Genomic DNA, 24,090 nt, shown 5'->3' with positions numbered 1-24,090 from the left:
GCACGGGCGGGCGGCCCGGGAGCCCGCGTCCTACGCGCTCGCCAGCGACAGCTTGACCGCGAAGCCGAGGAACAGGGCGCCCGCCGCCGAGGTGGCCGTGGCCGACAGCCGCTTGCGGCGGCGGAAGGCGGCGGCGAGCCGGGTGCCGCCGAATATCAGCGCGCTCAGGTACAGGAAGCTGGCAGCCTGCGCGAAGGCGCCGAGGACGACGAAGGAGAGGGCCGGGTAGGCGTAGCCCGGGTCCACGAACTGCACGAAGAAGGCGACGAAGAACAGGATCGCCTTGGGGTTGAAGAGACTGACGACGAGGGCGCGGCGGAACGGCCGCTCCTCGGCCGCGACGACGGCGGCGGTCTCCTCGACGACCTTCTCCCGCCGGGTCCGCCACAGCTGCCACGCGGCCCGCATCATCCCGAGCGCCAGCCAGGTCAGATAGCCGGCACCGGCGTACTTCACGATGCCGAAGAGCACGGCGTTGGCCTGCAGCAGCGAGGCGACCCCGGCGGCGGACAGCGTCATCAGCACGGTGTCCCCGCACCACACCCCGGCGGCGGCCGTATAGCCGGACCGGACACCGCGCCGGGCGGCGACGGAGAGGACGTAGAGCGAGTTGGGACCGGGCAGCAGGACGATGAGGACGAGCCCTGCCAGATAGGTGGGGAGATCGATGACGCCGAACATGGCAAGGAGTGTCGCACGGGGGTACGACAGTGCGGCCGGGGATTTCGGAGGGCGAGACGGGCCGGGCTCAGAACGCGTCCGAGGGCACGTGGCTGCCCCAGACCGACCGGAGGGCGTCGCACACCTCGCCCACCGTCGCCCGCGCCCGCAGCGCCTCCCTCATCGGGTACAGGACGTTCTCCTCGCCCTCCGCGGCCTTCTTCAGCGCGGTCAGCGCCGCGTCCAGCGCGCCCCGGTCCCGCTCGGCCCGCAGCCGGGCCAGCCGCTCCGCCTGCCGGGCCTCGATGGCCGGGTCCACGCGCAGCGGCTCGTAGGGCTCCTCCTCGTCGAGCCGGAAGCGGTTGACGCCGACCACCACGCGCTCACCGGAGTCGGTCTCCTGGGCGATGCGGTACGCGTTCCGCTCGATCTCGGCCTTCTGGAAGCCCTGTTCGATCGCCGCCTCGGCACCGCCCAGGTCCTCGACCCTGCGCATCAGGTCCAGCGCGGCCGCCTCCACGTCGTCGGTCAGCCGCTCCACCGCGTAGGAGCCGGCGAAGGGGTCGACCGTCGCCGTCACGTCCGTCTCGTGCGCCAGCACCTGCTGGGTGCGCAGGGCCAGGCGGGCGCTCTTGTCCGTCGGCAGGGCGATCGCCTCGTCGAAGGAGTTGGTGTGCAGGGACTGGGTGCCGCCGAGGACGGCCCCGAGGGCCTGCACCGCGACCCGGACCAGGTTCACCTCCGGCTGCTGGGCCGTCAGCTGGACGCCCGCCGTCTGGGTGTGGAAGCGCAGCATCAGGGACTTCGGGTTCCGCGCGCCGAAGTCCTCCCTCATGACCCGCGCCCAGATCCGGCGCGCCGCGCGGAACTTGGCGACCTCCTCCAGCAGCGTGGTGCGGGCCACGAAGAAGAAGGACAGGCGGGGCGCGAAGTCGTCCACGTCCATGCCCGCCGCCACGGCCGTGCGGACGTACTCGATGCCGTCGGCGAGGGTGAAGGCGATCTCCTGCGCGGGCGAGGCGCCCGCCTCGGCCATGTGGTAGCCGGAGATGGAGATGGTGTTCCACCTCGGGATCTCGGCGCCGCAGTACTTGAAGATGTCCGCCGTCAGGCGCAGCGAGGGCTTCGGCGGGAAGATGTACGTCCCGCGCGCGATGTACTCCTTCAGGACGTCGTTCTGGATGGTGCCGGTCAGCCGGTCAGCCGGTACGCCCTGCTCCTCCGCCACCAGTTGGTAGAGGAGCAGCAGGAGGGCCGCCGGGGCGTTGATCGTCATCGACGTGGAGACCTGGTCCAGCGGGATGCCGTCGAACAGCGCCCGCATGTCCTCGATCGAGTCGATGGCCACGCCGACCTTGCCGACCTCGCCGTGCGCGAGGGGCGCGTCGGAGTCGTGGCCCATCTGGGTGGGCAGGTCGAAGGCGACGGAGAGGCCGGTGGTGCCGTGGGCGATCAGCTGTCGGTAGCGGGCGTTGGACTCCGCCGCCGTGCCGAAGCCGGCGTACTGGCGCATGGTCCAGGGGCGGCCGGTGTACATCGTCGGGTACACCCCGCGCGTGTAGGGGTATCCGCCCGGCTCGCCCAGTTTTCCGGCCGGGTCCCAGCCGGTCAGGTCGCCGGGTCCGTAGACCGGCTCGATCGGCAGCCCCGACTCCGACTCACGTGCCATGGATGCCTCCGCAGTACGTTCCGACACCACCTCACCATGCCCCGTAGTTCGGCGGCGGTCACGCGGGGAAGCATCTCCGGCATGAGGATCCCGGGGAGATCTGCCGCCGTACTCGCCGCACTCGTCTCGACCGCCGCCCTCGCCGCGCTCAGCGGCTGCAGCGTGCGGCCCGCGGACGCCGACGGCAAGCACCACCTGCCCGTGCGCATCGAGCTGCCGTCCAGCCACGCTCCCACTGCCACCCGGTCGGCCGAGTCCGGCGGGGCGGCCGAGACCGGCGGGCGGGCCGCCTCGACCCCCACCGCCAGGCCCGCAGATCCCGCGCCCCGGGTGCTGTGGTCGCGCGGCGACAGCGGTACGGGCGTGCGTGAACTCCAGGCACGGCTGCGCCAGGTCGACTGGCTGTTCGACGGGCCGACCGGCACGTACGACGATCTGACCGAGCGGGCCGTCAGCGGCTTCCAGGGCAAGCGCCGGCTGCCGCGGACCGGCGCATTGGACACCGTCACCTGGCAGCGGCTGCTGGACATGACCCACCGGCCCGGCAAGTGGGAGCTGTACCTGATGGGCGGCCAGCCGGCCGACGCGCCCGACCCGCGCTGTCTGACCGGGCGGGTGCTGTGCATCAGCAAGACCAGCCGGACCCTGCGCTGGGTGGTCGACGGGCGCACGCTGGGGACGATGTCGGTCCGCTTCGGCAGCCAGTACACGCCGACCCGCGAGGGTGTGTTCCACGTCTACTGGAAGTCACGGCACCATGTGTCGACGCTCTACGACTCCCCCATGCCGTACGCGCTGTTCTTCAGCGGCGGCCAGGCGGTGCACTACTCCTACGACTTCGCGGCCCGGGGTTACGCGGGCGGCTCGCACGGATGCGTCAACGTACGGGACGAGGCGGCGATCGCCGCGCTGTTCGCTCAGGTGCGGGTGGGCGACAAGGTCGTCGTCCACTGGTGAGGGATTCGGGGCGCGGGCGGGACCGGGGGAACGTGTCCCGCCCGCGCCATATGCACGAGCCGTAGGTACGGGGGGAACCCCGGCTCAGTGCGACGGCCGATGACCAGTCGGCTCACTCAGTACTGCGTCGAGGGGACCAGAAACGTCACACCTCTCGCGAAAAAAATTTCGCGATTGATAAATCCGCAGGTCAGAGGGGTGGAGAGAGTCGAAGACGGGAGGTCAGAGGGCGGAGTACGTGGGGCTCGGCGAGGGGACCGGAGCGGCACTGCTCCGGCCGGGTGCCAGGGACGTGCGGTCCGAGGGGGAGGGGGACACCACCACGCCCCGGTGCCGGCCACCGTGATGACCGCGCCCTCGGCCGTCCTCGTCACCGCCCTGGCCGTTCTCGTCACCCTTGCCGGTACCGCCCTCGCCCTTGCCGCCGCCCTTCCCACCCTCGCCCGACTCGTCGCCGGCGTTGTCGTCCCCGCCGGTGGAGAGCCGGCCCGTCAGGACGGAGTCGCAGTACTTGCCGACCCGCGCGGCACCGCCCGCCAGGCCCTCCAGGGCGCGCTTGCGGCTGTTGCCCAGGTCCTTGCCGTCCCGGATGTCACGGCAGGCCGTGGTGGCCTCCCGCCACCAGCTGCCGGTGGTCCCGCCGGACGCGCCGGGTCCGGGCGTGCCGCCCTTGCCGATGCCGGGGGTGGCCCCGCCCGAGGGGGCACCACCGGCAGACGCGCCGGGGCCGCCGCCGGGGGTGCCCATGCCGTTGCCGGGGCCCTGCGGGACCCGGGCGGAGGGTGAGACGCGCGGTCGTCCGTGTGTCTCACCCGCGGAGACGGAGGCGGCGGGAGCCGGGCGGTCCTCCTGGAACGGGATGGGCAGCACTCCGCTGCCGGCGGCCACGGCGACCCCGCCGAGCGTGCCGGCGGCCACCGCCGCGGCGAGCGTCAGGCGGACCGGCCGGGCCCAGCGCGGGCGGCGGGAGCGGCTTCCGGAACGGGAAGGGGCACCGATGCGGACCAGGCCCTCGCCGGTGCCGGCCGCGAGCGGTGCGGCTCTCCTTCCGGGGGCGCCGTCGCCGAAGGCAGCGGCGGTACGCTCGGCCTCGGCCGCCTCGCGGGCCTTGCGGAACGCGGCCAGCGCGGCCTCCTCGCCACGCAGTTCACCGCCGGCGTCGGCCGCCGGGACGGAGAGCGCGCGCAGCGTTTCGGCGAGCCGTTCGGCCTGGTCACGGGCCGCGGGGTCGAGGGATGCCGGCGACTCGCCGCGCAGTAGACGTTCCGCCGTTTCCCCGGTGAGCCACTCGCCGGGGGCCCGGGAGTCGTCCCCCGGAGAAACACAGCGCTCGTCGGCCATCACATGTCCTTCTGCGTCCGCGGACGCGTATGCGTCACAGTCGCGGACGTCACCGCGCGGCCACGCGGTTCTCGCTGGGGCGGCAGCGCGTCGAGCACACCTGCCGATTCCGGATCGCCGCCGAGCAGCTCCGCGAGCCGTTTCAGGCCCCGGTGCGCGGCGGTGCGTACGGCGCCCGCGCGCTTGCCGAGCGTCTCGGCCGCGGACTTGGCGTCGAGGCCCATCACCACGCGCAGCACGACCGCCTCGGCCTGGTCCTGCGGAAGCCGCGCGATGAGCGAGAGGGCGCTGTCGGTGGCCAGGGCCTCCATCGCCTCACCGGCCGTGTCCGAGTCGGCGGCCCGGCCGGTCAGTTCCGTCTCGTCGCCGCCGATGGCGGGGCGGCGGCCGCGCATCCGAATGTGATCCAGCGCGCGGTTGCGGGCGATCCGGGCGGCCCAGCCGCGGAAGCGGTCGGCGTCGCCGCTGAACCGGTCGAGGTCCCGGGCGATCTGGAGCCATGCCTCGGACGCGACGTCCTCCGCGTCCGGATCGCCGACCAGCGTGCGTACGTAACCCAGCAGTCTCGGCTGCACCGCGCGGTACACCGTCCGGAACGCGGTCTCGTCCCCGTCCTGTGCCGCACGCACCGCGGCGGTCAGCTCCGCGTCGTCCCCCAGCACCGCACTCCCTTTACGCCATGTCTTCGGTCCGGCGCGAAAGGCACGTTACGGCGAGAAACCCGCCCACGTCCATGTCCGTAGAAGATGCAACTAACTCGTGACACGTCGGGGAGCGACGGGGTGTGACAGAAAACGCACTCTTGGCGCTGAAGAAAGTACGGGCCGCGGCGCGGCCCGTGAAGCGCGACGGCCGGGGCCTCTCCTGTGGGGGGTGGCGGCCCCGGCCGTTGCCCTGGCCCCGGACTTCCGCCCGGGCGGGGTCACTTCTTCTCGTCGGCCCTCTTGGGGCCGGCCGCCTTCTGGCCCGAACTGCCGCTGTTGCGCGCCTTGTTGCCCGAGCCGTTGCCCGAGCCGCTACCCGTGCCGTTGTTGTCCGAGCCGTTGTCCGGGTGGCTCGTCCGCGCGGGACGCGCGGTCTGCGCCGCGCAGTAGTCGGCGACGTCGTCCTCGCCGCCCGCGGCGATGACGAGCCGCTGCCAGGCCGTCGAGTCCAGCGCCTTGCCCTGACCCCGGACCTGCTCGTAGGCGCGGCAGTGCGCGCGCATGTCCTCGGCGGTGGCGGGGTGGTGCGGGCGGGCCGAGGGCGACGCGGAAGCGGTGCCGGCCGGCTCGGCGGCCTGCTGCCGGGGTGCCGTGCTCACCGGCGGCCGCGTACGGCGCGAGCCGGTCCCGCCGTCGTCGTGCCCGGCGAACCCGGGGGCACCGATCGCCGCGAAGGCGACGCCGCCCAGCGTGAGGCTCGCGAGGAACACGGAGAGCGTGGTCCGCACCGAGAACCTCGCGCGGCGCGGCCGCGCGGGCCGCCAGTCGTCCCGGCGCCGGGTCCGCGCCCGCCACTGCCCGGTGTCCCGGGCGGTGCGGAAGGCGGCCACGGCGCGCCGCTCGGCCTCGGGGTCGACGCCACCCGTGCCGTCCCCGCGGAGCGCGGCGGCGAGGCGGGCCTCGAACGCGGTGTCCGGACCGGCCGGCGCGAAGCCCGTGACGGTACCGCCGGGGTGTCCGCGCCGGCGGGCGGGCAGCCCCTCGCCGCTCAGCCGTTCACCCATGCCTGTTCCCGTCCCTGGTCCGGCCCGCCGGATCACCGGATCGCCCGGGGAGCCTCGTGCCACTGCCGCTGCTGGTTCCGCTGCTGATACTGCTTCCGCCTGATCTGTACGGCCGTCGGCCGTCACCGTTCATTTCGACTCCCCCAGCGTGCGGGGGCCGCCGTCCGTCACACCCTCGTCCGCCGCGCCCGGGCCGCCGAGTTGACGGGCGAGCCGCTTGAGCCCGCGGTACGCGGCGGTGCGGACCGCGCCGGGCCGTTTGCCGAGGACCCGCGCCACGGAGGGGCCGTCGAGGCCGACGACCACCCGGAGCAGAACGGCCTCGGCCTGGTCGCGGGGCAGGGCGCGGACCAGTTCCAGGGCCCGCTGGGTGGAGATGGACTCCAGCGCCTGGTCGTGCGTGCTGTGCGGTCCGGGCAGGTCCAGTACGTCCTGTTCGAGCACCGCCGCCGCCCGGGGCCGTACCCGCTGTCTGCGCAGGTGGTCCAGTGCCCGGTGGCGGGCGATGGTCGCGGTCCAGCCGCGGAACCCGGCGCCGTCGCCCTTGAACCGTCCGAGGTCGCGGGCTATCTCCAGCCAGGCGTCGGAAGCCACGTCCTCCGCGTCCTCGCCGACCAGACCGCGCAGATAGCCGAGCAGCCCCGGCTGCACCATCCGGTACGCCACCGCGAACGCGGCCTCGTCCCCGTCCTGGGCCCGCGCGACGGCAGCGCCCAGTTCCCCGTCGTACGCCTGTACGCGGCGGGGTTCGCCTCCCTGGCCCAAGAACCGTCCTCGTCCGAACCGGGCCCGGGCCGTCCCCGAGCCCCAAGGTCATCAGCGCCGCAGCTCACAGATTTGTCACAGCCGCCGCGGCGCGTTCACCGAAAGCCGTCAGGCGGCCACCCTGCGCACCCGGCCGTGCAGGGTCAGATAGAAGGTCTGAAGGGACTCCTCGGGGCCGCCGGCCTCGAAGCGGTTGACGACCTTGCCGAGCGGGTTCCAGACCCGGCCGTCCCCCATGCGGACGCCGGCCGGCTGCCCGAAGTACGCGCGCTGGCCGGCGTCGAAGTCCACCCACACCGCCCCCGCGCGCCGCACCAGCACCTCACCGACGTACGCCCCCAGGCCGAGCAGCGTCTCGTGGACCCGTTCCCGGTCGGCGCCGCCCTTGCGCAGCCCGTCGATCAGGAAGTCGACGAGCCGCAGGCTGCGCTCGGAGTAGTCCAGCGGCAACCGGTTGCGGGCGGTGACCCGCGTGACGAAGGCGGCCGCGCATGCCCGCATCTCCTCGGCGTACGGCAGGCGTTCACACACTTCCCGCATGAGACGGCTCCCCCTTGACTCGACTGCGGGGGAACACCCGGCCGGATTCCCCCAGTTGCTCAAGCGGAGGCGCCCCCGAGAACATCACGGGTCGCGGAAGTGTCGATTGCCACACGGACAGAATGCAGGCGGTGTACAACCTTTGGGGCCGCTCGCGCGTCTCCGCCCGGAGCGACGGCGCTCAGTGCGTCGACGGGACTGGATCGACGCAGTCCACGAGCACCGCGCGGTGTGCCGTGTCGACGTGGAACGAACCGCTGTAGCGCTCCTGGGTGATGGACCGATCGAGCCGGTCGCTCCGTCGCCATCGGGCCTCGCCCGGGAAGAACTTCACGATCTCGTCGGGCAGCCCCTTCGGCGCCTCCGCGACCGGGTTCTCCCCCAGGTCCTCGACGATCCTGGCGAAGGCCTCGGGCGCGAGTTCGACGACACCGACGAGCCGCACGTCCGTCGGCCCGGGCACGCGTCCGTCGCCGGCGTTCAGGACCACACCGCACCAGTGCGCCCGCTCCGGCGTCCCGAGGACGGGGAAGCGTTTCTCGATCGGCGCCGGGTCGGACCGTACGGAACACCGGCCCTGCTCGTCCCCGCCGTCGTCCGGCGAGGCGCACGAGGTGAGCGAGGCGAGCACCACGAGCCCCGCGGCGAGTACGCGTATGTGTCCCACTGCCGACCGCCCGATCCGCTCGTCGATGCCCGACCCCTGATGTCACCGGGTGCCCGGGCGACCGTCCCGACCGACCGTATCGCGGCCGGCCGTGCCGAAAGCGGCCGTTCGGACGCCGGGAGCGGAGCGGGGGCCGAGGCGGCCCGAGGCGGCCCGAGGCCGAGCCGAGCCGGAGCCGGGCCGGAGCCGGGCAGGGCCGGAGCCGGGCAGGGCCGGAGCCGGGCAGGGCCGGAGCCGGGCAGGGTGACGTTCGGCGGGGTCTGTGCGCTGAACAGGTGTCACTCGTGTGGCAGTTGATGTCACCGTGTTCTTTTTCTAGGGGTGGGACAGTTGAGTCCTCGCAGGACCCATGCGTACAGACCGCTCAGTCTCAAGCGACGGGCGTGGCTGACGCTCGGCGCCGTGGTACTGGGCGGTGCCGGAGCCGTCACCTACGCGGTCGCGGACCCGGGTGCGCACAACGACGGCAAGGGTGCGGGCCGCAAGGCCTCCGTGCACACAGTGAAGCTGGCGGACCAGGGCGGGGGCCGCCGCGGGCTGGGCAAGCGGGACACCGAGCGGTTCAGCGCCGCACTGCTCACCTGGGACAACGAGCGGGCCGAGCTGAAGGGCACCCCGGAGCTGCGTTACCGCTCGCGGGAGACCGGGAAGTGGTCGGACTGGGCGAAGCTGCCCGACGACCCGTTCTCCGCCGACGGCGCCGAGGGCGCGCGGGCGAAGGCGCGCGGCGGCACGGGGTCCATGTGGACGGGCGACGCGGACGGCATCGCGGTCCGGGTGGTCGACGCCGACGGCACCACGACGTCCGGGCTCCCGGCCGGGATGGACGTCAAGCTGCTCGACCCGGGCACGGACCCGGCGGGCAGCCCAGAGCCGGCCGCGTTCGCCGCGGACACCACGTCACCTGCGCCGTCCGACCCGTCGTCACCGACCGACTCCCCGGCGCCCAGCGACTCGGTGTCGGCCCCGGACACGTCGTCCCCCTCGCCCTCGGTGTCCGACTCCGCCGGCGCGTCCGCCTCGCCGTCGGTGTCCGACTCGGTCTCCCCGTCCCCGTCGAGCACCGTCCCGGCGCCGCGGCCCTCCACGGTCGTCAAGCCGCCGGTCATCACGCAGTCCGAGTGGGGCGCCTCCACGGACTACGACGGCACGCCGAGCTACGGCACGGAGATCAAGGCCGCCGTCATCCACCACACCGGTGTCGACAGCGACAACGCGGTGTCCTGCGCCGACTCGCGGGCCCGGATGCGCACGATCCAGCAGGAGCACTTCTCCCGCGGCTACTTCGACATCGGCTACAACTTCGTCGTCGACCGCTGCGGCCAGATCTTCGAGGGCCGTAGCGGCGGCATGGACCTGCCGGTGGTGGGCGCGCACGACATCGGGTTCAACACGAACACGGTCGGCATCTCCTACATCGGCAACTACGTGTCCGCGAAGCCGTCCCGGGCCGCGCTCGACTCGATCGCCCGGATCGTGGCGTGGAAGTTCGGGATGTACGGCATCGACCCGACCGGCAAGGTCACGCTGACCTCCGGCAGCCCCAAGGGCCAGGACGGCAACCTGATCGACAAGGGCCAGGACATCACCCTGCCCCGGGTCTTCGGGCACCGGGACACCAACGCCACCGCCTGCCCCGGCGACAACCTCTACAGCAAGCTGTCCCTGATCGCCGCGCTGGCGAAGACCCCGGGCATCTCGCACGCGCTGCCGACCTCCGACCGCGACCGGGACGGCCTGGCCGACCTGGTGGCGGGCACCCCGAAGGCGAACTCGGTGACGGTCGTGCCGGGCGGGGTGGACGGTCCTGTCTCCGCCGAGAAGCTCACGCTCACCCAGAGCAGCCCGGGCGTCCCCGGCTCCTCCGAGTCCGGTGACAGCTTCGGCGCCGCGACCGCCTGGGGCGACGTCAACGGCGACGGCTACGCCGACCTCGCGATCGGCGCGCCCGGCGAGGACGACACCAGCGGCCACGCCGACCGCGGCGCGGTCACCGTCATGTACGGGCCCGGCCTCGACTCGGGCTTCTCGTACGCCACGTCGGGCAGCGTCGCGGCGACCGGCGCCAAGCTCGGTTCCACCGTCGCGGTCGGCGACTTCAACGCCGACGGCAAGGCGGACGTCTTCTCGGCCGGCACCGGTACGGGTGGCAACTGGAACGTCCGGCTGACCGGCGGCGCCACCACCTCCGGCACGTTGACCACGGCCACCGGTTCCGTGGCCTACCTGGACGCCGCGACCGGTGACTTCAACCGGGACGGATACGCCGACGTCGCCCTCAACTACCGGGACACGGGCGGCATCGGCCGTGTCGTGCGGTTCGCGGGCTCGGCGACGGGCCTGACCAAGGCGGGCGTCATCTCGGTCAAGGGCGGCCGGTCGATCGCCGCCGGTGACGTGAACGGCAACGGCTACGACGACATCGTCATCGGCCAGCCGTACACGAGCGAGTCCGGGGGCAAGTCGGGCGGCCAGGTCACCCTGGTGCAGGGCTCCTCGACCGGGTTCACCACCACCGGCATGGTCACTGTCCACCAGGACACCACGGGCGTCCCCGGCGGCAACGAGTCCGGTGACGCGATGGGCGCCTCCGTCTCGGTCGGCGACTACAACGGTGACGGCTACCCGGACGTCCTGACCGGCCTGCCCGGCGAGGACATCACGCGCGGCGGCGTCAACCAGGCCGACGCGGGCTCGGCGCTCCTCATCAAGGGCGGCGCCTCGGGCCTCACCGGCTCCGGCGCGGTCGCGGTCTCGCAGGACACCTCGGGCGTGCCGGGCAACACCGAGAGCGGTGACAAGGCCGGTTCGTCGGTGTCCCTCACCGACCTGTCCGGGTACGGGCGCGCCGACCTGACGCTCGGCGTGGCGGGCGAGGACAGCGGCAACGGCATCCTGATGTACCTGCCGAGCAACAGCTCGGGCCTCGGCTACAGCCAGACGGTCGTTCTGAGCAGGACGATGCTCGGCACCCCGACGGGCGGCGGGCTGGGCGTGACGCTGACGCCGTAACACCCGTGCGGCGCACCGGCCGGGATCCCGCCAGGCGGCGGATCCCGGCCGGTGCGCGTCCGGGGCGAGTCCGTGGCGCCGGACGCCGGTGTCAGTCGGCCGGCCCGCTCGTGGCGTCCCGGCACAGCAGGCGCAGTGAGCCGTGGCCGGCGTAGGCGCGGCGGGCCTCGTCGATGGGGTCCCACAGGCGGCCGTCGGGCGTGCGGATCCAGTGCTCGCCGCCGGACGCCCACCACTCGGCGCCGGTCCGGCGGACGACGACCTCGCCCGCGTAGGCGCCGAAGCCGCGCAACGCGTGCTCGACCGCCGCGTACGGCGGCCCCTCGCGGCGGATGCCGTCGATCATCCGGTCCACCCGCCACAGGCTCTGCACCGAGTAGTCGAGCCTGAGCCGCGCGCCCTCGCGCATGGCCGCCACCGTGTCCGCGGCCCAGCGTGCGGGCTTGGCCGCGGCATGCGGCCGGGTCTCCTGCTGTGCTGTCACGTAGTGCGCTGTCACATAGGGAAGAGCGGGCCGCGCGGGGCATCCGTCACAGCGATCAGGCCGGTTCCCGCAAACGGCGCAGGACCGCCCCACCGCCACCGCAGGACGGACACAGGACTCGCCCAGCAACGGGGTTTACGGCCCGCCGGTCCCCTATGCGGTGGTTCGGCCGGCGGCCGGGGCCGCCGTCCGGTACGGGCCGGTCAGCCGCGGCCGCGGGCCCGGCGGGACACCACGGCGCTCAGCACCCGGCGGCCCTCGACCGACACGTCCAGGGCCCGGCGCAGGCCGTTCGCGCCGTGCTCGGCGAGGAGTTCCAGGACGACGGTCTGGCGGCGCAGCTCAGCGGCGACGAGCGGGGGCAGTCCCTCGGCGTCGCCGGTGCGGCCGGCCTCCACGTCGCCGGTGTCGTCCGTGCCGTCGGCGGCGGGGTCGAGGAGCCGGTGGATGCGCAGGGAGGCGACGGAGCAGGCGTCCGCCCAGGCCCGTACCGCCTCGGGGGTGCGCTCGGCCGGGGCCTCGTCCAGCATGCGGTGGGCGAGCCGCGCGGCCTCGTCCTCGTCGGAGTCCTCCGGGCCGAGCGCGCCGCGCGCCTTCTCCAGGCCGCCGGCCCAGTCCGAGCCCTCGGCGACACTCGCCCACAGCGGGCGCAGCACCTCGTCGTCACCGCCCAGCAGGGGCACGCACCGGTCCAAACAAGCCAGACCGCTCACGGCCAGCCCCCGTTCGCCGGCTTGCGCGATCAGTTCCACCAGGCTCATGGAAGCCTCCCTCGCCAGGGCGCCGCCTTTACGGAGCCCACACTTCCCCTTACTGCGTGCAACGGGCCGAGGGTGTCACAGCCGAAGCTTTTCAGCCAAGAGCCGTGACGAAGACGGGACCGGCGAGCACCCTCTCCTGCTGCCTGCGGGTCAGCCGCACGACGAGCAGGATCGCCAGGGCGGCGGCCGCGATGTCGACGGCGTCGGCGGCCATCATCTGCACCGCGGCGTCCCGGAACTCCTGGCCGGTGGCCGCGGAGGCGTAGAGGTCCGCCATCAGCCGGCCGACGCCGGTGGAGACGAGCCACAGCGTCCACCAGAGGTTGACCAGCCCGTGCCGCGGGGGCGCGCCGAGGGGGCCGCTGGAGTCCCAGATGTCCAGGACCACGCGGCGGGGGAACCAGAAGTTGGCGAGGGGCACCACCCAGCCGGCGAACACCCACGCCCGTGCCTTGCTGTGCCCGTCCGGGCGGAACACCTCGGCGTTGACCCGCACCCGGTGGAGCCAGACCACGAAGACGACGCCGCAGGCCAGCCACGTCACCGTCTGGAGCACTCCGGCCACCGAGTACAGATGGTCCGCGCGGAAGGCACGCGGGGAGAGCGTGGCACCCACGCCGGTGCCCGCCGCGAGTTCGTCGGCCGTGCGGTACACGCCGTAACCGGCCCCGATGGCGAGCAGGTCGGTGACGGCGACCAGGCCCAGCAGGGCGCAGGCGGTCCGGCCGAGCAGGAGTGGTGAACGCAGGCGTGTACCGGACATGACAGTTCCCCCCGTGAATCTTCCGCGTGCCGTGCATACGGCACGCGGAACTTACCGTGCCCGGCGGGGGCTCAGCCCAGCCGGTCCGCCAGCGCCTTGAACTCGGCCCAGGACAGTGCCGGCTTCCCCGGGTCCCACAGCTTCTGCACGGTGGCCCGGAGCGGCATCCGGATGCCGGCGGCCACCTGCGCCTCGGTCTGGGCGCTCGGGATGTCGCTCCACACGGCGAACGAGCCGCCGGGGATCTGCCCGTCGTAGCTCGACGGGACGGCGGTGGTGCCGCGCAGCACGCGCGGGTTCCACTGCTCGTAGATCCGCTGCCCGGTCGGGTAGACGAAGGTCTGCGGCTGGCCGAGGACGTAGTACAGGAACTCGTCGTTGTAGTTGAGGACCTTGCGGCCGTCGCGCAGATACTCCACCGGCTGCCGGGCGCCGATCTCCTTGCCGGTCCAGTAGGCGACCTGGAGGTCCTTGGCGGGCCGCACGATGGTGTTCCGGAAGAAGCCGTCGTTCCAGGCCCGCATGGTCCGGTGGTGGGCGCGGACGGTGGCGGCGCGGTCGTTGAGCCAGCCGGTGGCGAGGTCGGCGACGGTCGCGCCGGAGCCGTACTTCTGCCGGGCGGCGGCCGCGAGCTGCGGGTAGGAGGCCTGCGGGTCCGACACCGTCAGCGCCTGGTACTCGTCGCCGCCGAGGTGCCACTGGTTGCCCGGGAAGACCCCGGCGTACTCGTTCAGCAGGTCGTCGACGATCTTCGCGGAGCCGCCCTTGGAGATGTCGATCGCACCCCGCGTGGCGACCCCGCTCGCGTTGCGGAGCTGCAGGTCGGGGTGGGCGGCGATGACCGCGCCGAGGTGGCCCGGCGAGTCGATCTCGGGCACGACCGTGATGTGCCGGCTCTTCGCCAGGTCCACGATCCGCTTGACCTGGGCCTTGGTCAGATGGTCCTTGGAGACGATCTCGGGATGGCTGCTGGACTCGATCCGGAAGGCCTGGTCGTCGGAGAAGTGCAGCCCCAGCTCGTTGAACTTCAGGTCGCCCAGCTCGCGTATCCGGTCCTCGATCCAGGACTCGCTGTACGGCTTGCGGGCTATGTCCAGGTTGAAGCCGCGCACCGGCTTGGCGGGCCGGTCGCGCACGACTCCCTCCGGTGCCGTGCCGCCGCCGTGGACCTCCTGCTTGAGGGTGCGGGTGCCGTAGAACACGCCGGTCTCGGCCGGCCCGCTGATGTCGACCCGGCCGTCGCGGACGGTCATGGTGTACGACTCCGGGTTGCCGCCCCGCCTGCCCAGCGTGAGCCGGACGTCCCCGGCCCGCTTGTCGCCCTTCTGCCCGGCGTACGTCAGCCCCAGCTCACCGGCCGTCAGCCGGCCCTCGTCGGCCAGCGACGGATCGCTCACCACCACCCGCTCGCCCTTCTTCGGGCGCCAGCCGGGGCCGCGCGCCGCGGTGTGGGAGCTGACCGCGGGTATGGTGCGCGGCGCCTGGGAGAGCGGATAGGAGCGGCTGGGCGACGGACTGCTCGGCGCCCGGCCCGACGGGGCCTGCGCCACATCCTCGGCCGGTCTTCCGCCGCTGTCCGCCGAGGCCCACATGCCGACGCCCACACCGAGCGCGACGGTCCCCGCGAAAGCCGCGGCGACCACCGCCCGCTTCCGCCTCGCCTGTTGCGCCGACGCCCGGCGCCTGTGCTGGGTCACTCAGCCAACGTACGACTGATCGGCCCGTCATCCGTCATCGAGGTGTTCCGAAACTCTTCCGTACGGGTGAAATTCAGATACCCGTCGGACACACTGTGACCACTGTCGATAACGTAGCGACACAGCCTTCACAAGATCCCCTGCCACACCACATGTGACGCGAGGACCCACGCTGCCTGCGCATCGTCTCCCGTACCTCCCCACGCCGCTGGACGCCTTCAACGCCGCCCCCGCCGGCGAGGCGCGCGCGATGCTGCTGCGCTGCCTGCGCAATCCGCGCTGGTCAGGGCGCCTCGCCGAGCATCGCCCCTACCCGGACCTGGACGCCCTGCTGGCGGCGGCGGACGAGGCGACGTACGACCTGCCCGCGGCCGATCTCGCCGGGGCCCTGGCCGGCGAGCCGCTGCCCCGGCTGCCGGAGGACACCTACCAGGCGGCCCACATGGCGCTGAGCGCGGCACACGCGGCCTACGAGGCGAAATTCGGACACACGTTCGTCATCTATCTGGGCGACACCCCGGCGTACGAGGTCATCGACCGCATCCTCGAGGGCATCCGGTCACGATTGGCGAACGATCCGGAGGAGGAGCGGGTCATGGCGGCGGAGGAGCTGCGGCGCCTGGCGAAGCACCGACTGGCGACGTACCTGGCGGGTCCGGCGACCCGCCAGTCACCGGGCCCGCCCAGCGGCGCGACCAGCCACAACACGCCCGCTTCCGGGATATGACCGCACACATCACGCAAATGCCGCACCCCTAGCCCGTCCGGTGCCACTTTGATCACACAAGTAGGCCCCCCGTAAGCCTCACCGCGCCGCATGGATACGATGCTGAGGGCCGGTGGACCGTACCCGGCCGGGCCCGACCGACCGTGAAGCCGGCGCGGCCCTTGTCCCCGCTCCCGGAGGGTTCTTCCGTGCCGGCTGGAACGTTGTACCGCGGACGGGAAGGAATGTGGTCCTGGGTGGCTCACCGAGTCACCGGCGTCCTCATCTTCTTCTTCCTGTTCGTGCATGTGCTGGACACCGCACTCGTCCGTGTCTCCCCCGAGGCCTACGACAAGGTCGTGGCGACCTACAAGACGCCCATCGTCGCGCTGCTGGAGTACGGCCTCGTCGCCGCCATCCTCTTCCACGCGCTCAACGGCCTGCGCGTCATCGCCGTCGACTTCTGGTCGAAGGGCCCGCGCTACCAGAAGCAGATGTTCTGGACCGTGATGGGTGTCTGGATCGCCCTGATGATCGGCGCGATCTACCCGGTCCTCGGCCACGCCACTCGTGCCCTGTTCGGGAGCTGACACTCATGTCCACGACTGAAACCCCCGCGTCCGGAGTCGGCCCCGTCGAGGGCGCCCCGGTGTACACCGCCGACAACCCGGCCCCGCTGATCGAGGCGCCGCGCAGGCGGACCAATAAGACCCCCAAGTCCACTCGGGGCAACTTCGAGCTGGCCGCCTGGCTGTTCATGCGCCTGTCCGGCATCGTGCTGGTCGTCCTCGTCATCGGCCACCTGCTGATCCAGCTCGTCCTGGACGGCGGCGTCTCCAAGATCGGCTTCGCCTTCGTGGCCGGCCGCTGGGCGTCCCCGTTCTGGCAGGTCTGGGACCTGTTGATGCTGTGGCTCGCGATGCTGCACGGCGCCAACGGCCTGCGCACGGTCATCAACGACTACGCCGAGCGCCCGAACACCCGGCTGTGGCTGAAGGCTCTGCTCTACACCGCCACGGTGTTCACCATCCTGCTCGGCACGCTGGTGATCTTCACCTTCGACCCGAACATCCGCTAGGCACGGGGCTGCGAGAAACATGAAGATCCACAAGTACGACACAGTCATCGTCGGCGCCGGCGGCGCCGGCATGCGCGCGGCCATCGAGTCGACGAAGCGCAGCCGCACCGCGGTCCTGACCAAGCTCTACCCCACCCGCTCCCACACGGGCGCCGCGCAGGGCGGCATGGCCGCCGCGCTGGCCAACGTGGAGGAGGACAACTGGGAGTGGCACACCTTCGACACGATCAAGGGCGGTGACTACCTGGTCGACCAGGACGCCGCGGAGATCCTGGCGAAGGAGGCCATCGACGCCGTCCTCGACCTGGAGAAGATGGGCCTGCCGTTCAACCGGACGCCCAACGGGACGATCGACCAGCGCCGCTTCGGTGGTCACTCCCGCAACCACGGCGAGGCCCCGGTCCGCCGGTCCTGCTACGCCGCGGACCGCACCGGCCACATGATCCTCCAGACGCTGTACCAGAACTGCGTCAAGGAGGGCGTGGAGTTCTTCAACGAGTTCTACGTCCTGGACCAGCTGATCACCGAGGTCGACGGCGTCAGGAAGTCGGCCGGCGTGGTGGCGTACGAGCTGGCGACCGGCGAGCTCCACCTCTTCCAGGCGAAGGCCGTGATCTACGCCTCCGGCGGCACCGGCAAGTTCTTCCGGGTGACCTCCAACGCGCACACCCTCACCGGTGACGGCCAGGCCGCCGTCTACCGCCGGGGCCTGCCGCTGGAGGACATGGAGTTCTTCCAGTTCCACCCGACCGGCATCTGGCGCATGGGCATCCTCCTCACCGAGGGTGCGCGCGGCGAGGGCGGCATCCTCCGCAACAAGGACGGCGAGCGCTTCATGGAGAAGTACGCGCCGGTCATGAAGGACCTCGCGTCCCGTGACGTCGTCTCCCGCTCCATCTACACGGAGATCCGTGAGGGCCGCGGCTGCGGTCCCGAGGGCGACCACGTCTACCTGGACCTCACCCACCTGCCGCCGGAGCAGCTGGACGCCAAGCTCCCGGACATCACCGAGTTCGCGCGCACCTACCTGGGCATCGAGCCGTACACGGACCCGATCCCGATCCAGCCCACCGCGCACTACGCCATGGGCGGCATCCCGACGAACGTCCAGGGCGAGGTCCTGGCGGACAACACCACCGTCGTCCCGGGCCTCTACGCGGCCGGCGAGGTGGCCTGCGTGTCGGTGCACGGCGCCAACCGCCTGGGCACCAACTCGCTGCTGGACATCAACGTGTTCGGCCGCCGCGCGGGCATCGCCGCCGCCGAGTACTCGGCGAAGGTCGACTTCGTCGAGCTGCCGGAGAACCCGGAGTCGCTCGTCGTCGCGCAGATCGAGCGGCTGCGCAACTCCACCGGCAACGAGCGGGTGGCCACCATCCGTCGTGAGCTGCAGGAGACCATGGACGCCAACGTCATGGTGTTCCGCACCGAGCAGACGATCAAGACGGCCGTCGAGAAGATCGCCGAGCTGCGCGAGCGCTACAAGAACGTGGCGATCCAGGACAAGGGCAAGCGGTTCAACACGGACCTCCTCGAGGCGGTCGAGCTGGGCAACCTGCTCGAGCTGGCCGAGGTCATGGCGGTCTCCGCACTCGCCCGCAAGGAGTCCCGCGGCGGTCACTACCGCGAGGACTACCCGAACCGCGACGACGTCAACTTCATGCGGCACACCATGGCGTACCGCGAGGTCGGCGCCGACGGCTCGGAAACCGTCCGTCTCGACTACAAGCCGGTCGTCCAGACCCGCTACCAGCCGATGGAGCGTAAGTACTGATGGCTACCCCTGTTCTGGACAAGGCGGACGCGGCCGGCCAGCCCGAGCCCGGCTTCGCCGACTCCCCCTACATCACCGTCACCTTCCGGATCCGCCGCTTCAACCCGGAGGTCTCGGCGGAGGCGGCCTGGGAAGACTTCCAGCTGGAGATCGACCCCAAGGAGCGCGTCCTCGACGGTCTGCACAAGATCAAGTGGGACATCGACGGCACCCTGACGTTCCGCCGTTCCTGCGCCCACGGCATCTGCGGCTCCGACGCCATGCGGATCAACGGCAAGAACCGTCTGGCCTGCAAGACGCTGATCAAGGACATCAACCCCGAGAAGCCGATCACGGTCGAGCCCATCAAGGGCCTCACGGTCCTGAAGGACCTGGTCGTGGACATGGAGCCGTTCTTCCAGGCGTACCGGGACGTCATGCCCTTCCTCGTCACGAAGGACACGAACGAGCCCACGCGCGAGCGTCTGCAGTCCGCCGAGGACCGCGAGCGCTTCGACGACACCACGAAGTGCATCCTCTGCGCCGCGTGCACGTCGTCCTGCCCGGTGTTCTGGAACGACGGCCAGTACTTCGGCCCGGCCGCGATCGTGAACGCCCACCGCTTCATCTTCGACAGCCGTGACGAGGCGGGCGAGCAGCGCCTGGAGATCCTCAACGACCGCGACGGCGTGTGGCGCTGCCGCACGACCTTCAACTGCACGGACGCCTGCCCGCGCGGTATCGAGGTCACCAAGGCGATCCAGGAAGTCAAGCGCGCACTGATCACGCGCCGCTACTGATTGCCCTTCGCACCCCACGAGTTGGGCCCCGTTCCCGGTCACGCACCGGAAGCGGGGCCCTTCTCGGTGCCCGGGCCGGCAGGTGACAGGATGATCCCTCGATCCGACGAAGCGGCCATCAGGGGGACGCCAGCATGACCGAGCCGTATCCGCAGACCGGCGCGAGCGACCAGTGGGGCCCCGGGCACCCTCCGGCGGCGCCCACGCAGCCCCCGGGCATCCCCGCGCAGCCCCAGGCGGGGCCCGGCTACGGCTACCCGGCCCAGCCCGCCGGCGTGCCCGGCTACGGCTACCCGGCGCCCGTGCCGCAGGGGTACGGGTTCCCGCAGCAGCAGGCGGCTCCGGGGGCGCCTGCCGCTCCGGGGCCCATGGGCGGTGCCACGCTGCTGGCGATCGGCGACATCGCGGTGACGGGCGATCAGATCATCACTCCGGCCGGGCAGCTGCCGTTGCGCGGCGCGGTCTGGAACGCCACCGACATGTCGCACACCGAGGAGCGGATCCCGCCGCACGCCATCGTGCTCGCCGTCGTCTTCTTCCTCTTCTGCCTGCTGGGCCTGTTCTTCCTGCTGATGAAGGAGAAGCGGACCACGGGCTACATCCAGGTCACCGTGACCAGTGCGGGCCGGCACCACTCCACGATGCTCCCGGCTCAGGGTCCGGGCACCTTCCCGGCGATCATGGGTCAGATCAACTACGCCCGGTCGCTGAGCAGTATGTAGGCGCCCTTCCCCGCGTTTCCTTGAGCCCCGCCGATCGAGTTTCGGTGGGGCTTCTCGCGTATGGTCGGGTTGAGCCCTAATGTGACGACATGTCAGACAAAGGGTCGTACGAACTGCTCGGGTTCGACAACGCGCTGTTTCCCGTCGGCGACCTCGGTGAGGCCGTCGACTTCTACGAGCGGGCCGGGTTCACCGTCGGGTTCCGGCTCGACGAGGCCGGGATCGCCCTGCTGAAGGTCGGCGGCGAGACGCCCGGGATCCTGCTGCGCGCCGAGGAGGCGCTGGGGCACCGGCCGCCGGCGTGGCCCTCCCCGCGGCTGTGGCTCGAGGTGCCGGACGCGCGGGCGGCGGCGCGGGAGCTGGCCGGCGCCGGGATCGTGCCGCTGGACGAGGTGTTCTCGGTGGCCACCGGCTGGACCGTCGAGATCGCCGACCCCTGGGGGAACGTCCTCGGCTTCACCGACTACAGCAAGCGCCCGGAGCTGGGCCGCCGGAGCTGACACGCGGAGCCGGAGCGACTCGTCGCGCCCATTGAGTTGAACATGTTCAAAAGCAGGTCTAGAGTCATCCCTGTCAGCGTTTTGAACGCGTTCAAGAAGGGGTGGGGCATGGACCGCACCGTCATCGCCTACGTCATCTACCTGGTGGTCAGCATCGCGCTGACCGTCTGGGTGGCCCGCACTCTCAGCCGCAACGGCCGGGTCTTCCTGTCCGACGTGCTGCGCGGCAACGAGAAGCTCGCCGACGCCGTCAACCACCTCCTGGTGGTCGGCTTCTACCTGGTCAACCTCGGCTTCGTGGCGCTGTACCTGAACGACAGCGGCGACATAGACGACACCCGGGGCATCTTCGAGGCCCTGTCGGCCAAGCTCGGCGTGGTGCTGCTGGTGCTCGGCGTGATGCACCTGGGCAACGTGTACGTGCTCAGCAGGATCCGGCGGCGCGGGCTGATGGAGCGGGAGCAGCAGCCGCCGGTGTCCCCGCAGGCCTGGGTCCCGCCGACGGCCGGGGCGTGAGCGCGGTGACCTCCGCGCGGGACCGGGGCGCCACGTCCGTCCCGGTCCGCGGGCTCACCGTCCTCTACGACGCCGAATGCGCCCTGTGCACGCATCTGCGCGGCTGGCTCGTACGGCAGCCGAAGCTGGTGCCGCTGGAGCTGGTCCCGGCCGGCTCGGACGAGGCCCGTCGGCGCTTCCCGGGGCTCGACCACGCCGCCACCCTCGAGGAGGTCACCGTGATCGGCGACTCCGGGCAGGTCTACCAGGCCTCCCGCGCCTGGATCGTCGTCCTGTGGGCGCTGCGCGAACACCGCCCGCTCGCCCACCGGCTGAGCACCCCGGCGGGGGCGAGGCTGGCCCGGGGCGCGGTGCTGGCGGCCGCCAAGTGGCGGGGCGCGCAGTGGGGCGGGCAAGCGTACCCGCGGACCGACGGATGGGCGTACGACCCGCGCGCGGGCTGGACCCACAACCCGCCCACCTGTTCCGGCGGCGCCTGCGCCACTGGTTAGGCTCCTGTCGTGCCCGCGAAGAACGAAGGCCCCGAAGCGGCCGGCCCCCAGACCAAGTCCGAGCAGACCCGCGCACTCATCCTGGAGACCGCGATGCGGCTCTTCCAGGAGCGCGGCTACGACAAGACGACCATGCGGGCCATCGCCAAGGAGGCCGGCGTCTCCGTCGGGAACGCCTACTACTACTTCGAGGGCAAGGAGCACCTGATCCAGGGCTTCTACGACCGGATCGCCGCCGAGCACCAGGTGGCGGTCCGGGAGGTCCTGGAACGGGAGACCGATCTGGAGGCCCGGCTCGCGGGCGTCCTGACCGCGTGGCTGGACATCGCCAGGCCCTACCACGAGTTCGCGGTCCAGTTCTTCAAGAACGCCGCCGACCCCGACAGCCCGCTCAGCCCGTTCTCCCCGGAGAGCGAGCACGCGCGGGAGCAGGCCATGAGCGTCCACCGGGAGCTGCTGGCCGGCTCGAAGTCCAAGGTGGCGCCCGAACTGCGGGACGTGCTGCCGGAGCTGATGTGGCTGTCCCAGATGGGTCTCGTCCTGTACTGGATCTTCGACCGGACCGAGGGCCGCGAGCGCAGCTACCGGCTGGCGCGTCGGGGGGCCCGGCTGACCGCCCGTGGGGTGGCCCTGGCCCGGTTCCGGGTGCTGCGCCCCCTGGTGCTGGAGGTCCACGAGCTGTTCACGGACTTCCTGCCGGGGATGACGAGGGCACTGCCGGACCCGGCGGCCAGAGCCGGACGCGCGGGCGCCCGCGCGGACGAGGACGAGGACTAACCCCTCATCCGCGGGGCGTCAGATCCACTGCAGGCGCCACAGGCGGAACACGCCCGTGCCGTCCGAGAGGTACTGGCCGCCGCCGACGTCCTCGGTGCTGACCACGTACTCCTTGCGCTGCCAGAGCGGGATCAGCGGCACGTCGGCCGCCACGTCCCCCTGGATGTCGCGGAAGTCGTTCGAGGCCCGCGAGCGGTCGGCGTACTGCTGGCTGTTCCGGATGAGGGCGTCCACGGCCTTGTTGCTGTAGCCGGTGCTCATGGTGGAGCCGGTGCCGACCAGCGGGGAGCCGAAGGTGTCCGGGTCGGGGTAGTCGGCCACCCAGCCGACCGCCCAGGCGTCCATCTTCCCGGCGGCCCAGCGCTTCTGGAAGTCGGTCCACTCGTAACCCTGGATGTTTACCTTGAACAGGCCGCCCTTCTCCAGCTGCTGCTTCAGCTCCGCGGCCTCCTCCGCGCCCGCGCCCCGGCCCTTGCCGTAGCCGAAGGTGAAGCGCACCGGCAGGGTCACCCCGGCCTGGGTGAGCAGCTCCCGCGCCTTCGCGGTGCTCTGCGTCGGGTAGGTGTCGAAGAAGGACGTGGTGTGGCCGATGATGCCGGCCGGGATCAGCGAGTACAGCGGGTCGACCGTGCCGTCGTACACCTTGGCGGCCAGTTGCTCGCGGTTGACCAGCCAGGCCATGGCGCGGCGCACCCGCGCGTCGTGCAGCGGGGAGTTCGCGCGGGTGTTCAGGTAGAGGTTGCGGGTCTCGGAGCTGTCGGACTCGGTGACGCGCTGGGTGGGGTCGCTCGGGTTCAGCTCGGACAGGGCCTGCGGCGGCAGGGTCCGGGTGGCGACGTCGAGCTGCTTGTGCCGCCAGGCGCTCTGCAGCTTCTGGGAGTTGGCGTAGTAACGCAGCTCGATGGAGTGGCCGGTGCCGCCGAGGTAGCCCTGGTACTGCCCGTAGGGCGCCAGGACGGCCTTCTGGTCCTTGGTGTACGAGGTCAGCGTGTACGGGCCGGTGCCGTCGACACCGGTGCCGGTGCGCAGGGCCCTGGCCGGGTACGCGTCCTTGTCCACGATCGAGCCGGCACCGGTGGCGACCTTCAGCGGGAAGGTGGCGTCCGGGGACGACAGATGGAAGGTGACGGTGGTCGCGCTGTCGGCGGTCACCGAGCCGAGGGTGGAGAACAGGGACGCCGGGCCGACGTCCGAGTTGATCCTCTTGACCCGCTCGAAGGAGTACTTCACGTCCGCGGCGGTGAGCTCGCGCCCGCTCGGGAAGGTGATGCCGTCACGCAGCGAGCACCGGTACGTCTTCAGGCCGCCGCCCTCGAAGGTGCAGCTCTTCGCCGCGTCGGGGACGGGTCGGACGCCGCCCGGCTCGAAGGTCAGCAGGGTCTGGAAGACATTGCTGAACAGGGCCCAGGAACCGGCGTCGTAGGCGCCGGCCGGGTCCAGTGAGGTGACGGCGTCGGTCGTGCCGACGGTGATCGTCCGGTTCTTGTCGCCCTGCGACGACAGCAACTGCCGGCCGCCGATTCCCACGACGGCGAGTACGAGCAGCGTCACGAGAATGCGCATGCGAACAGATCGCATGGTGGTGCCCCTCCTGCCAGGGCCCTACCCCTGGCCCAGCACAAAAAAAACGGCCACCCCCTAGTGGCGCGGCTCACCTAATCACACCTGTTTCAGCGGGGGGAAGAGCAATCGGCACGAATGAGGGAGAACTTACCGAGGCGTT

The 24,090-nt window shown here is 71.8% G+C and carries 25 protein-coding genes; 12 read left to right on the top strand and 13 right to left on the bottom strand.

Features of this window, described 5'->3' with window-relative positions; all coding sequences use genetic code 11:
- Positions 1 to 30 precede the first annotated feature (30 nt).
- Entirely contained in the window at positions 31 to 681 is a 651-nt protein-coding gene (leuE, locus tag ACFVVO_RS02000) for a leucine efflux protein LeuE (RefSeq protein WP_390051022.1), read from the bottom strand.
- Positions 682 to 748: 67 nt separating this feature from the next.
- Positions 749 to 2,329 (bottom strand): methylmalonyl-CoA mutase, encoded by a 1,581-nt coding sequence (locus ACFVVO_RS01995; RefSeq protein ID WP_390051021.1) that lies wholly within the window; start codon positions 2,327 to 2,329, stop codon positions 749 to 751.
- A gap of 81 nt (positions 2,330 to 2,410) precedes the next feature.
- On the opposite strand from ACFVVO_RS01995, the gene ACFVVO_RS01990 reads away from it, so the two are divergent.
- Positions 2,411 to 3,286, top strand: coding sequence for a L,D-transpeptidase family protein (locus ACFVVO_RS01990; protein ID WP_390051020.1), 876 nt, complete (start codon positions 2,411 to 2,413; stop codon positions 3,284 to 3,286).
- Between the two features lie 222 nt (positions 3,287 to 3,508).
- Here the strand turns inward: ACFVVO_RS01990 and ACFVVO_RS01985 are convergent, their stop codons facing one another.
- The 6 genes from ACFVVO_RS01985 to ACFVVO_RS01960 form a co-directional block, all read right to left on the bottom strand.
- Positions 3,509 to 4,627 carry a hypothetical protein gene (locus ACFVVO_RS01985; protein WP_390051019.1) on the bottom strand — a complete coding sequence of 373 codons (1,119 nt, stop codon included), beginning with the start codon at positions 4,625 to 4,627 and terminating at the stop codon, positions 3,509 to 3,511.
- On the bottom strand, positions 4,627 to 5,289 hold the full coding sequence (locus tag ACFVVO_RS01980; protein WP_390051018.1) for an RNA polymerase sigma factor: 663 nt from the start codon (positions 5,287 to 5,289) through the stop codon (positions 4,627 to 4,629). The genes ACFVVO_RS01985 and ACFVVO_RS01980 overlap by 1 nt, the downstream gene beginning before the upstream one ends.
- Positions 5,290 to 5,549: 260 nt before the next feature.
- The gene (locus ACFVVO_RS01975; protein WP_390051017.1) at positions 5,550 to 6,335 is read right to left on the bottom strand and encodes a hypothetical protein; all 786 of its coding nucleotides are present in this window, start codon (positions 6,333 to 6,335) and stop codon (positions 5,550 to 5,552) included.
- Between the two features lie 129 nt (positions 6,336 to 6,464).
- A complete protein-coding gene (locus ACFVVO_RS01970) occupies positions 6,465 to 7,100 on the bottom strand; it encodes an RNA polymerase sigma factor (RefSeq protein ID WP_390051016.1) in 636 nt (211 codons plus the stop codon).
- 108 nt (positions 7,101 to 7,208) lie between these two features.
- Positions 7,209 to 7,640 (bottom strand): hypothetical protein, encoded by a 432-nt coding sequence (locus ACFVVO_RS01965; RefSeq protein ID WP_390051015.1) that lies wholly within the window; start codon positions 7,638 to 7,640, stop codon positions 7,209 to 7,211.
- Between the two features lie 181 nt (positions 7,641 to 7,821).
- Positions 7,822 to 8,307 (bottom strand): hypothetical protein, encoded by a 486-nt coding sequence (locus ACFVVO_RS01960; protein ID WP_390051014.1) that lies wholly within the window; start codon positions 8,305 to 8,307, stop codon positions 7,822 to 7,824.
- A 402-nt stretch (positions 8,308 to 8,709) separates the two neighbouring features.
- On the opposite strand from ACFVVO_RS01960, the gene ACFVVO_RS01955 reads away from it, so the two are divergent.
- Positions 8,710 to 11,319: an FG-GAP-like repeat-containing protein gene (locus tag ACFVVO_RS01955; RefSeq protein WP_390051013.1), complete on the top strand. Its 2,610-nt coding sequence runs from the start codon at positions 8,710 to 8,712 to the stop codon at positions 11,317 to 11,319.
- 91 nt (positions 11,320 to 11,410) lie between these two features.
- On the opposite strand, the gene ACFVVO_RS01950 is transcribed toward ACFVVO_RS01955, so the two are convergent.
- From ACFVVO_RS01950 to ACFVVO_RS01935, 4 genes are all read right to left on the bottom strand, one after another.
- Positions 11,411 to 11,803, bottom strand: a complete 393-nt coding sequence (locus ACFVVO_RS01950) for a hypothetical protein (protein ID WP_390051012.1) — start codon at positions 11,801 to 11,803, stop codon at positions 11,411 to 11,413.
- Positions 11,804 to 12,006: 203 nt separating this feature from the next.
- Positions 12,007 to 12,564 carry a hypothetical protein gene (locus tag ACFVVO_RS01945; protein WP_390051011.1) on the bottom strand — a complete coding sequence of 186 codons (558 nt, stop codon included), beginning with the start codon at positions 12,562 to 12,564 and terminating at the stop codon, positions 12,007 to 12,009.
- Positions 12,565 to 12,655: 91 nt separating this feature from the next.
- A complete protein-coding gene (locus tag ACFVVO_RS01940) occupies positions 12,656 to 13,327 on the bottom strand; it encodes a DUF4328 domain-containing protein (RefSeq protein WP_390051010.1) in 672 nt (223 codons plus the stop codon).
- Between the two features lie 71 nt (positions 13,328 to 13,398).
- Positions 13,399 to 14,919, bottom strand: a complete 1,521-nt coding sequence (locus ACFVVO_RS01935; RefSeq protein WP_390051558.1) for a glycoside hydrolase family 20 protein — start codon at positions 14,917 to 14,919, stop codon at positions 13,399 to 13,401.
- Positions 14,920 to 15,178: 259 nt separating this feature from the next.
- On the opposite strand from ACFVVO_RS01935, the gene ACFVVO_RS01930 reads away from it, so the two are divergent.
- The 10 genes from ACFVVO_RS01930 (at position 15,179) to ACFVVO_RS01885 (ending at position 22,367) form a co-directional block, all read left to right on the top strand.
- Complete coding sequence (locus tag ACFVVO_RS01930; protein ID WP_390051009.1) at positions 15,179 to 15,751, top strand: 2-oxo-4-hydroxy-4-carboxy-5-ureidoimidazoline decarboxylase; 573 nt, start codon at positions 15,179 to 15,181, stop codon at positions 15,749 to 15,751.
- A 188-nt stretch (positions 15,752 to 15,939) separates the two neighbouring features.
- Positions 15,940 to 16,320, top strand: coding sequence for a succinate dehydrogenase, cytochrome b556 subunit (sdhC, locus tag ACFVVO_RS01925; protein WP_390051008.1), 381 nt, complete (start codon positions 15,940 to 15,942; stop codon positions 16,318 to 16,320).
- 5 nt (positions 16,321 to 16,325) lie between these two features.
- On the top strand, positions 16,326 to 16,808 hold the full coding sequence (locus ACFVVO_RS01920; RefSeq protein WP_390051007.1) for a succinate dehydrogenase hydrophobic membrane anchor subunit: 483 nt from the start codon (positions 16,326 to 16,328) through the stop codon (positions 16,806 to 16,808).
- 19 nt (positions 16,809 to 16,827) lie between these two features.
- Positions 16,828 to 18,582 (top strand): succinate dehydrogenase flavoprotein subunit, encoded by a 1,755-nt coding sequence (gene sdhA / locus ACFVVO_RS01915; RefSeq protein WP_390051006.1) that lies wholly within the window; start codon positions 16,828 to 16,830, stop codon positions 18,580 to 18,582.
- Positions 18,582 to 19,361: a succinate dehydrogenase iron-sulfur subunit gene (locus ACFVVO_RS01910; RefSeq protein ID WP_365120740.1), complete on the top strand. Its 780-nt coding sequence runs from the start codon at positions 18,582 to 18,584 to the stop codon at positions 19,359 to 19,361. The genes sdhA and ACFVVO_RS01910 overlap by 1 nt, the downstream gene beginning before the upstream one ends.
- Before the next feature lie 134 nt (positions 19,362 to 19,495).
- Entirely contained in the window at positions 19,496 to 20,083 is a 588-nt protein-coding gene (locus ACFVVO_RS01905) for a hypothetical protein (protein WP_390051005.1), read from the top strand.
- A gap of 89 nt (positions 20,084 to 20,172) precedes the next feature.
- Complete coding sequence (locus tag ACFVVO_RS01900) at positions 20,173 to 20,583, top strand: VOC family protein (RefSeq protein ID WP_390051004.1); 411 nt, start codon at positions 20,173 to 20,175, stop codon at positions 20,581 to 20,583.
- Positions 20,584 to 20,691: 108 nt separating this feature from the next.
- Positions 20,692 to 21,099 (top strand): hypothetical protein, encoded by a 408-nt coding sequence (locus ACFVVO_RS01895; protein WP_390051003.1) that lies wholly within the window; start codon positions 20,692 to 20,694, stop codon positions 21,097 to 21,099.
- Positions 21,096 to 21,590, top strand: a complete 495-nt coding sequence (locus tag ACFVVO_RS01890; protein WP_390051002.1) for a thiol-disulfide oxidoreductase DCC family protein — start codon at positions 21,096 to 21,098, stop codon at positions 21,588 to 21,590. Before ACFVVO_RS01895 ends, ACFVVO_RS01890 begins: the two co-directional genes overlap by 4 nt.
- Positions 21,591 to 21,599: 9 nt before the next feature.
- Positions 21,600 to 22,367 carry a TetR/AcrR family transcriptional regulator gene (locus ACFVVO_RS01885; RefSeq protein ID WP_390051001.1) on the top strand — a complete coding sequence of 256 codons (768 nt, stop codon included), beginning with the start codon at positions 21,600 to 21,602 and terminating at the stop codon, positions 22,365 to 22,367.
- 18 nt (positions 22,368 to 22,385) lie between these two features.
- Here the strand turns inward: ACFVVO_RS01885 and ACFVVO_RS01880 are convergent, their stop codons facing one another.
- Positions 22,386 to 23,930 (bottom strand): ABC transporter substrate-binding protein, encoded by a 1,545-nt coding sequence (locus ACFVVO_RS01880; protein WP_390051000.1) that lies wholly within the window; start codon positions 23,928 to 23,930, stop codon positions 22,386 to 22,388.
- Positions 23,931 to 24,090: the final 160 nt, after the last annotated feature.

The organism is Streptomyces sp. NPDC058145 (genome assembly GCF_042884245.1).
Lineage (GTDB): Bacteria > Actinomycetota > Actinomycetes > Streptomycetales > Streptomycetaceae > Streptomyces.
The sequence above is the reverse complement of the archived record's forward strand: the minus strand, read 5'-3'. Positions and strand labels throughout refer to the sequence as shown.

Bases quoted from the DNA above. Each gene is read 5' to 3' on its own strand.
- leuE (WP_390051022.1), bottom strand. From the start codon at position 681: ATGTTCGGCGTCATCGATCTCCCCACCTATCTGGCAGGGCTCGTCCTC.
- ACFVVO_RS01995 (WP_390051021.1), bottom strand. From the start codon at position 2,329: ATGGCACGTGAGTCGGAGTCGGGGCTGCCGATCGAGCCGGTCTACGGA.
- ACFVVO_RS01990 (WP_390051020.1), top strand. From the start codon at position 2,411: ATGAGGATCCCGGGGAGATCTGCCGCCGTACTCGCCGCACTCGTCTCG.
- ACFVVO_RS01985 (WP_390051019.1), bottom strand. From the start codon at position 4,627: ATGGCCGACGAGCGCTGTGTTTCTCCGGGGGACGACTCCCGGGCCCCC.
- ACFVVO_RS01975 (WP_390051017.1), bottom strand. From the start codon at position 6,335: ATGGGTGAACGGCTGAGCGGCGAGGGGCTGCCCGCCCGCCGGCGCGGA.
- ACFVVO_RS01965 (WP_390051015.1), bottom strand. From the start codon at position 7,640: ATGCGGGAAGTGTGTGAACGCCTGCCGTACGCCGAGGAGATGCGGGCA.
- ACFVVO_RS01945 (WP_390051011.1), bottom strand. From the start codon at position 12,564: ATGAGCCTGGTGGAACTGATCGCGCAAGCCGGCGAACGGGGGCTGGCC.
- ACFVVO_RS01940 (WP_390051010.1), bottom strand. From the start codon at position 13,327: ATGTCCGGTACACGCCTGCGTTCACCACTCCTGCTCGGCCGGACCGCC.
- ACFVVO_RS01935 (WP_390051558.1), bottom strand. From the start codon at position 14,919: ATGTGGGCCTCGGCGGACAGCGGCGGAAGACCGGCCGAGGATGTGGCG.
- ACFVVO_RS01920 (WP_390051007.1), top strand. From the start codon at position 16,326: ATGTCCACGACTGAAACCCCCGCGTCCGGAGTCGGCCCCGTCGAGGGC.
- sdhA (WP_390051006.1), top strand. From the start codon at position 16,828: ATGAAGATCCACAAGTACGACACAGTCATCGTCGGCGCCGGCGGCGCC.
- ACFVVO_RS01910 (WP_365120740.1), top strand. From the start codon at position 18,582: ATGGCTACCCCTGTTCTGGACAAGGCGGACGCGGCCGGCCAGCCCGAG.
- ACFVVO_RS01905 (WP_390051005.1), top strand. From the start codon at position 19,496: ATGACCGAGCCGTATCCGCAGACCGGCGCGAGCGACCAGTGGGGCCCC.
- ACFVVO_RS01900 (WP_390051004.1), top strand. From the start codon at position 20,173: ATGTCAGACAAAGGGTCGTACGAACTGCTCGGGTTCGACAACGCGCTG.
- ACFVVO_RS01895 (WP_390051003.1), top strand. From the start codon at position 20,692: ATGGACCGCACCGTCATCGCCTACGTCATCTACCTGGTGGTCAGCATC.
- ACFVVO_RS01880 (WP_390051000.1), bottom strand. From the start codon at position 23,930: ATGCGCATTCTCGTGACGCTGCTCGTACTCGCCGTCGTGGGAATCGGC.